The organism is Pseudoalteromonas sp. MER144-MNA-CIBAN-0113, assembly GCF_040308965.1.
Classification (GTDB): domain Bacteria; phylum Pseudomonadota; class Gammaproteobacteria; order Enterobacterales; family Alteromonadaceae; genus Pseudoalteromonas; species Pseudoalteromonas tetraodonis.
Window position 1 is genome coordinate 65143 of the sequence record NZ_JBEOOG010000013.1, and the last position, 8536, is coordinate 73678.

8 protein-coding genes and 1 pseudogene are annotated in these 8536 nt (G+C 39.5%); 4 read left to right on the top strand and 5 right to left on the bottom strand.

Annotated elements, in window-relative coordinates:
* Positions 1-7 precede the first annotated feature (7 nt).
* From AAEY57_RS05390 to AAEY57_RS05410, 5 genes are all read right to left on the bottom strand, one after another.
* Positions 8-421 carry a CBS domain-containing protein gene (locus tag AAEY57_RS05390; protein ID WP_350606791.1) on the bottom strand — a complete coding sequence of 138 codons (414 nt, stop codon included), beginning with the start codon at positions 419-421 and terminating at the stop codon, positions 8-10.
* Between the two features lie 432 nt (positions 422-853).
* The gene (fre, locus tag AAEY57_RS05395; RefSeq protein ID WP_024601989.1) at positions 854-1567 is read right to left on the bottom strand and encodes an NAD(P)H-flavin reductase; all 714 of its coding nucleotides are present in this window, start codon (positions 1565-1567) and stop codon (positions 854-856) included.
* Between the two features lie 86 nt (positions 1568-1653).
* Entirely contained in the window at positions 1654-3120 is a 1467-nt protein-coding gene (gene ubiD / locus AAEY57_RS05400; RefSeq protein WP_013463739.1) for a 4-hydroxy-3-polyprenylbenzoate decarboxylase, read from the bottom strand.
* Positions 3121-3191: 71 nt separating this feature from the next.
* Positions 3192-5222, bottom strand: coding sequence for a methyl-accepting chemotaxis protein (locus AAEY57_RS05405; protein ID WP_350606795.1), 2031 nt, complete (start codon positions 5220-5222; stop codon positions 3192-3194).
* Positions 5223-5289: 67 nt separating this feature from the next.
* A complete protein-coding gene (locus AAEY57_RS05410) occupies positions 5290-5568 on the bottom strand; it encodes an MliC family protein (RefSeq protein WP_058153982.1) in 279 nt (92 codons plus the stop codon).
* 122 nt (positions 5569-5690) lie between these two features.
* Between AAEY57_RS05410 and AAEY57_RS05415 the strand changes: the two are divergent.
* The 4 genes and pseudogenes from AAEY57_RS05415 to AAEY57_RS05430 all read left to right on the top strand — a co-directional run.
* Positions 5691-6125: pseudogene (locus AAEY57_RS05415) on the top strand (DUF808 family protein); the annotation flags it as partial.
* Positions 6126-6487: 362 nt separating this feature from the next.
* Positions 6488-6850, top strand: coding sequence for a hypothetical protein (locus AAEY57_RS05420; RefSeq protein WP_193522127.1), 363 nt, complete (start codon positions 6488-6490; stop codon positions 6848-6850).
* 208 nt (positions 6851-7058) lie between these two features.
* Positions 7059-8096 (top strand): hypothetical protein, encoded by a 1038-nt coding sequence (locus AAEY57_RS05425; RefSeq protein WP_013465892.1) that lies wholly within the window; start codon positions 7059-7061, stop codon positions 8094-8096.
* A complete protein-coding gene (locus AAEY57_RS05430; protein WP_008109627.1) occupies positions 8093-8410 on the top strand; it encodes a hypothetical protein in 318 nt (105 codons plus the stop codon). The genes AAEY57_RS05425 and AAEY57_RS05430 overlap by 4 nt, the downstream gene beginning before the upstream one ends.
* Positions 8411-8536: the final 126 nt, after the last annotated feature.

An 8536-nucleotide genomic window follows, 5' to 3' on the forward strand; every position in this document is an offset into this window, starting at 1 on the left:
TTTTTGTTTATATGTGGGTTTGACAGCTAACGTAATTATCATAAAGTGCTTTTAAAATATCGGCACGGCTGATCATGCCAATTACAACGTCACCATCAACCACAGGGTAATTCTTTGGCTTACCGGGTTGCATTTGTTCTGCTAATTCCATGATATTGGTATCACCGCTGACCGTTACAACTTCTGTTTGCATCAACTGCGATACTTTTACCATACCGTCACAAAAATAACTGCTTTGCATTAGGGGTTTAAGTAGCTCCTGCTCAGAGATAAAACCTACTAGCAACTTGTTATCGTCAAATACTGGGGCACCAAGCAATTTAAATTTTTGTAGTTCTGCAATGGCGGCCGTCATTTCTGTATTAGGGGTGATATGAGGCAACTTGTGTTGCATAAAATCTTTTACTTTTGTATTTAGCATTTAGGTTTCTCCCGCTGAATGTTCTATACAAAGTATGGTTTATAGATTGGATTTTAGGAAATTGTTTATGTTGATGAGTTTAATAGGTAATAACAATCATCGCAGCGGTAATGGCGGGCAATAAAAACAATTAAGGCACCCTAAGGTGCCTTAAAAATATTAGGGTCTGTTTACCTTTGCGGATTAAAATTTGTTCAAACTAGAGGCGGTTTAATCGCGGCGTGAGGTTTGTAACCTAGTGGGCTAAGTAAAAGCCGAGCAACAAAGAGTAAATCGCCCCTAGGCAGAACCCTTCGGGCGGCGCCTGTTTGGTATTGATGCTGCGTTATCGCCTATTTATGGGGAATAACCACACTACATAGGCTCTGCCTTGCCTAAATACCAAACAGACTGCTGCAAATTTAACCTTGAAAGGTAAACAGACCCTAGCGTTTATTTGATAAAAGCAAATGCATCCGCGTACATGTTTTCGCGAATGGCACCGTGGCTAATAAAGTCATCGCGCACTATGCCTATCATGTCAAAACGACCTGCCATGTAAATATCATAAGGTTCAAGCGAGATGATATCGTTCATTACCGCTTTATGCACATAACCAGTATGGCCAGTCCAGCTGTCAGTAGGATTTTCTACCACAGGAATAAATTCGAAGTGCTTATGACTATCTGCCCAAGCTTTCATTTCGCTGTGTGCATACAGCGCAGACTCTTCTTTAACACCCCAATAAAATAGCACTGGGCGCTGACAATTTATTTCAGCAAGGTGATCGGCCATTGATTTTGCATAAGAGAAGCCTGTGCCGCCAGCAAGTAAAATAATAGGGCGCTCGCACTGCAAACGTAGTTGAGAAACACCTAAGCCCGCTTCAATAGTCACGGTTTGATTATTATTGTGGGCACTACGAAGGTGCTCTAGCGATTGCATAGCATATGAGTCAGCAACTGAAGCACCAATATGTAATTCTAAAGCATCCGTTTGTGAAGGACGGCTTGCAATTGAAAACGCACGTTTATCTTTTTCACCTAAAACCAATTGTAAATATTGGCCAGCTTCAAATGTGACGGGTTGCTGCGGCTTTAAAATAACTTTATGAACAAATTCTGTTAGTGGACTGATAGAAACAACGTCAGCGTGTAATGTTTGCATGTTTTACCTTAAATTAGCGGATACGCACTTTATTTGAGCAATAGTAGCATATCCGCAGGGTGAGTTTATAGCCTAGACCAAAGTCGTTAAAGAATACCTAGGCTATCCCAAAGTTCATCAACGCGATCTTTAGTGGCTTGATCCATAACAATAGGTTCGCCCCACTCACGGGTTGTTTCGCCAGGCCATTTGTTGGTTGCATCCATGCCCATTTTTGAACCAAGGCCAGAGACAGGCGATGCAAAGTCTAAATAGTCTATTGGCGTGTTTTCAATTAACGTGGTGTCGCGTGCAGGATCCATACGGGTAGTAATAGCCCATATTACATCGTTCCAATCTCGGGCGTTAATGTCATCATCGCAGACAATAACAAATTTAGTGTACATAAACTGTCGTAGGAATGACCAAACCCCCATCATTACGCGCTTGGCGTGCCCGGGGTATTGTTTTTTCATCGTAACCACGGCCATACGGTACGAGCAGCCTTCTGGTGGTAAATAAAAATCAACGATTTCTGGAAACTGTTTTTGTAAAATTGGCACAAATACTTCGTTTAAAGCCACCCCTAAAATAGCTGGCTCATCAGGCGGACGACCCGTAAAGGTACTGTGATAAATAGGGTCTTTACGATGAGTAATATGAGTGACTGTCATAACGGGAAAGTCATCGACTTCATTATAGTAACCCGTATGGTCGCCATAAGGGCCTTCAGGTGCCATTTCACCTGGCATAATATGCCCTTCAAGCACGATTTCTGCGCTGGCCGGTACTTGTAAATCATTCGAAATAGACTTAACCACTTCCGTTTTACTGCCACGCAATAAACCGGCAAAAGCATATTCGCTTAATGTATCGGGTACCGGAGTAACCGCCCCTAAAATTGTGGCAGGATCAGCCCCTAATGCCACTGATACCGGATACGGCTCACCAGGGTGTTCTTTGCACCACTCTTGAAAATCAAGCGCGCCACCACGATGAGATAACCAACGCATAATAATTTTATTTTTGCCAAGTAACTGCTGGCGGTAAATCCCTAAATTTTGACGCTTTTTATAAGGCCCTTTGGTAACGGTTAAACCCCAGGTAATTAAAGGCGCAGCATCACCAGGCCAGCAATGCTGAATAGGAAGCTTGGTTAAATCAACATCGTCACCTTGTAAAATAACTTGTTGGCAGGGCGCTTTTTTTACTTCTTTGGCTGGCATATTAAGGACTTGCTTAAATACCGGAATTTGTCCAAGGGCTTCTTTAATGCCTTTCGGTGGCTCTGGCTCTTTTAAAAATGCCAATAACTTACCAACTTCTCGTAATTCACTGACATCTTCTTGGCCCATACCCATTGCTACACGCTTAGGTGTACCAAATAAGTTAGCTAGAACAGGCATGTCATACCCTTTCGGGTTTTCAAATAATAAAGCGGGGCCTTTAGCACGCAGTGTGCGATCGGCAATTTCGGTCATCTCAAGATACGGGTCGATTTCTTGGCTGATGCGTTTTAATTCGCCTCGTTTTTCAAGTAAATCGATAAAATCGCGTAGATCTTTGTATTTCATTGTAGGCCGTTACTTAGCAAAAAGTTAAAAGTATTATACCCAGTTCATGCAAGCCAAGTCATTACTTGCACTTAAAACTTAAAGCGCTCTACCGCACCTTTTAAAGAGTGTGCAAGTTGATTAACATCTTCACTTTCGCTTGCTAGGGTCGTCGCATTGTCGGCATTTAAGGTGGCATGATCGGTTACCTTAGCCATTATTTGTTGGATATCAGTGCTGTTTGCAAGTTGTTCATGCGATGCATGGGCAATGTCTTTGCTCATTGCATTGACCGATACTAACGTGCTTTTGATACGCTCAACGGCTGCATTTAGTTCAGTACTGTTTTCAACACAATGTTTGGCTTGTTGTTGACCATCATTTATTTCAGCTTGGGTAGACTGAGTATGTTGTTGTAGTGTGTTGATCATGGTGGTTATTTCGCTAGTGGAGCTTTGTGTTCGTGCTGCAAGCGAACGCACTTCATCAGCCACTACGGCAAATCCTCGACCATGTTCACCGGCTCTTGCTGCTTCAATGGCCGCATTAAGCGCTAGCAAATTGGTTTGCTCTGCAATACTGCTAATCGTATCAACAATAGCGCCAATCAGTTTGGTGTATTGTGCAAGCTCTTCGGTGCTGCTGACGGCTTTATCTAAGCGGCTTAAAAGAGATTCAATACTTTGGCTATTGTTGTTTGCAATGTCATTGACATCATTTGCAAACTGCGAGGCATTCGTTATTTCATTTGAGGTACTCTGCGCTTGTTCGTAAACGGCTTGTGAGCTTTGTAGCATACGTTGCGCTAATGAGGTTGCTTGTGCGCTGCGTTCCAGCTGTTGCTTAGCAACGATGGTCATTTGTTGCCCTTTTTCACTGGTTTGAATGGCTGAATTATCGAGTTCGTAGGCGTCGTTACTGATCCCTTTTATTAGGTGAGTTAAATCATCACAAAGCTTATTGGTATTATGCAGTAGGGTACCAAATTCGTCTTTACTTAGAGGATTACTACGCCGTGAAAAGTCACCTGAGGCTATGCGTGCGAGTTCTTTATTCACCTTTTTAAGTGGTTTTAGCATGGCGTTAGTAGTAAACACTGAAATAATAACCAGCAAAACAATTAAAACAAAAGCAATAATAATAACTAAGCTAGAGCCGGTATTGATTGCTGACTTAGCGCTCTCTTGCAGGGAGTTAAAGCGCGTGTCTGCAAGTTTATTAAGCTCAATTAGCTGATTTTCTATAATGATAAAAGCATGTTGAAAACTTTCAAACCGCTGATCAACCTTGTCTTTGCTATTGAGTACAGTGTTCTGCAATGCATACAGCCCATCAGGATTATTTAATAGGCTGCTTAAATCGTTAAACGCCGCTATTAACTCATTGGCGTTGAGCTTATTTGCAATAGGAGAGGCTTGTTGCTCTAAATAACTAAGATTAGATTGAATATTATCGAGTAAAAAAGAAGTGTCCTGTTGGTGGGCATTGATATCTTCAGAGGTGGTTACTTGCCCGATGCCTTTGACATTATTGTTTAGAGTAAATAATAAATCATCAATTCGAGTCGCTGTGCCAAAGACTGCATTTAAAAGCGATTGCTGGTTGCCTGCTACGTTTATAAGCTCTATATCAAGTAATTGGTTACTCAGATCGCGAAGCTGTTCATTAAAGGTAACTGTCAGTGCTGCGGCGGTACTTTGCGCCTTAAAGCGTTGCTCTTTTGCTGCAAGCATGTCGTTGCTTATTGTATTTAGTTTAGTGAAGTCATTATGAATAGTAACAAGTAATGTTTGCATACTTTGTTGCTTGGCAACTTGCGCTTTTAGCGTCTCTAATTTATTAAAAAACTGTGTTTGCTCTGCGTGTGCTTGCTTTTTATTTTGCAGCAGTAAATCAAGTTTAGTTTGGCTGTAAGCAATGGCGTTAAATTTAGTAATTGAAAGTAGCGATAAACGCAGGTCTTTACTCGCTTGCTGTACCGGAACCGCTAACGTTTCTATGCGCGAATTAGTGGTACTGATTTGATGGAGTGACCAGTAAAAAAATATGCAGCTGGTAAGCATTAACAGGCCAATAGCTGAAAAGGCTAAAATTATTTTATGTTTTATAGCGATAGAATGCATAACTTTATCAACAATATTAAGACTTTTGTTAGTGTAGCAAGTTTTTTAATATGTTGTTAGTTAATGGTTAATTGCTTATGCATTGATATTTTTTACCGTCAATTATTAGCATAGCTTGCTCGCCCTTACTCCAAAACAGTACCTTGGTATTAATATATTTGCTACCAGAAGCACTCACCTCATGAGTTAATAAATAATCATGCTTATTAAAGCGGAGCGTCGCCTGTTTGTTGCTAATAATATCTAGCTGTGCAGCGGTGTTATCGCACATGTAGTTAGTTGTAATGGGTTGCTCATTGCATGCAACCAGCGCTATTAAAGCAATAGTAGTGGCGTAGTGTTTCATTAGGTTGTGTTTTACTTATTTAGTCGCTTGGTTAATTAAGAGCTTAGCAAAGCTAAATTAACCGTTGGTGAAAATAAGGCTTTACGTTATGTTTAAGCTCTTATTTTTAGCTAGGGAATATCATGGCTGGCACTAACCTCTTAACATTACTTGATGATATAACGACCTTACTTGATGATATTGCGACCATGAGTAAAGTTGCGACTAAAAAAACGGCAGGAGTACTAGGAGATGACTTGGCGCTCAATGCGCAGCAAGTTACAGGGGTCACTGCCGATAGAGAGCTGCCGGTAGTTTGGGCGGTGGCAAAAGGGTCGTTTTTAAATAAAGCGATATTAGTCCCGGCTGCGTTATTAATTAGTGTGTGGTTGCCTTGGCTAATTACGCCACTTTTAATGATGGGTGGTTTATTTTTATGTTTTGAAGGCGCTGAAAAAGTATTTGCTCGCTTTTTACCTCACCATGAGGAAACGATAGATGATGATGAAAAGTTAGATTTAGTTGAATATGAAAGGCAAAAAGTAAAAGGTGCTATTCGTACTGACTTTATTCTTAATATGAAAAGTTAGATAGGATACTTTCCTATAATCTATATATAGCATGTACTTTATGGAAAATCAAGTATACCGTTTTGTTTTTCTATTTTTTTGGTAACAGTATACTTTTAGAGTTTCTTAACTGAATTAAGAGAGTTAAGAAACTCAAACCCAACGAATTACTAAGTTTTCGTTTCTAAGACCCTTTAGCACTAATTCACTTTTACACATATAACTGTAACAATATAGGTGGCTTTTCAGAGAAGCCAGTTTCCACACATGCGGACGAAATGGATTTACTCTGGGTTTAAAAGATTAATCATACATTGAAGATGTAATGACTTAGGTGCTGTGGACCTTAGTTGTTATGTTTTGGTGTGCGTATGTCTTTTGAATCAGAGGCGCTTATAAGCAACGTAAAGCGTCAAGCAAAACGATTATCTAAGAAATTATTACTTCCACTTGGGCACGCCCAAGAAGGGATCGCTATTTGTCTGTATGACTGTAACAGTTACAGCGATTTACTAGTAAAAATAAAAGCTGAATCCTTTGACAACCCATTGATAGCACTGTCTGCACTCTCACCAAACTCGGAAATATTTTTAGTAAAAATATTAGCTAGCCACCTAGATAGCATCATTGGAAATTTTGAAAAAAAATTTCCCGGTTCCAATATAAATGAAGAATTAGTCATATCCCTTTTCGGACTTAGCTTTGATGAGTTCAAAGCCAAAATTTCTGACTGATTTTGTACAAATCCGTAAGTTGCCATTTAAAAATTTAGCGATATTATGAGTGAAAGGTTGTGCGGACAGCCTACGCCTACACATGTTTTTCGCCTTGAAAAACGTGAACAGTGAAGCGGAGCATCCGTAAAAATTTGGTTATTTGAACAATAAATAAAGCAATGTGTTGGTAGGCCATTGTTTATTGGAAAGTTGTTTGGAGAACTAAGTGATCTCACTTTATCAATTAAAGAATAAGCTCAATAAACAAGCAAAAGAGTTTGCTGAGTTATTAGAGTTTCCTGATCTTTACGCCCAAGGCCTGTGGGCTAGAGGTGTTTATAACTGCCCTCATTTTTCTGATACCCATAAATATCTCTCTGAAGTATTTGAAAAGAAAAAGCTGGACTCAATTCTAAAGCACGATTCCCTGAAATATTTAATGATCAACGAATACGATGATCAAGAAATTATTGAATCGCTTCATAAAGAAATTGAGTCAATGGCAAACCGTATTGAAAGCCTGATGCTGGTAGATATCGAAACATTAGAGTTAGTTTCAGTGATATACCAAGTTTTAGGGTTGCCTGAAAATGCCAAGTTTATTGTAAATACAGGTGCAGACTTCCGCTTAGAGTGGCGACCATACTTTGATGCCTTTGATGATCCGTTGATAGTTCAATATGCAGATTTAAAAGTTCATGGTTGTTATTTCAGGCTAATCGCTTGCAAGTTTCCGTTTGAAAAGCTTTCCTTGGATGACATTAGAAAATACATGTACATCAATCATGTAAACCATAATGGTGAGTTTGAAGGCTGTATTTCTGAAGGAAATACATTTTCTAAGCATGTGCACTGGCTGGTGTTGACACTTGAATTATTCAGTAGCGGCAAAGTAAATAAGGCTCAGTTCAATCCAACAACCTTCAAAATCGAAGGTATGCGCTATTTGGTATATGGCTTCCCATTGATTCCTTCCTTTGTATCTGATTGGCACAAACCTGATTTATGTCTACGAGTCAAAAATCTAGATGGCGATCAGAAGTTCATTGTTCGTATCGAACAGCAAGATCTTGTTTTTTATGCGAGGCGCGTTGATACCAACTTTTTTAACACAATCGATTATGAAAAATACATTTCGTTGTATCAATCTAGTGTTCTGTCACATTTTGATGCTGACAACAATTTGCTTAAAGTTGATGGGGTTAAATATCTAAGTTTTTTTCGTCCTTTTTCTGTAGAAGATATGAAAGGAGTTCAAGCATGAGACCTAGAGTAAAACTAACCAACGCAAAACTTATCTCAATTCAATCTGATACAGAGGAAAAAGTTGAACGGGTGCTTTACGGCACATTTGCTGACGAAAATGAAAATGGTAAAGAAGGAGATGCTTTATTCACGATAAAGGTTTTGGAAATCAATGGTCTAGAAAGTAAGTGCTTTGGTGTTGACTTTTATATCTTAGATGCTGAATCTAAAGAGTTTGATGTAAATGCATTTGAGTTTAATTTAATGCATGAGTGTATGTATTCTCCTAATGAGTTATTAGAGCTGCGAGATATGCTCCCGGCTAGTTATTAGTAAGGGAATACGTTGGGTAGAATATATTTAAAGGATGCCTACATAGTATCCACGGCTAGCGCATTTTAATCCCAGATTCTAACAGGGTTGAGCGATAATCATCGTCTAGCCCTGCCATTTTCTTTT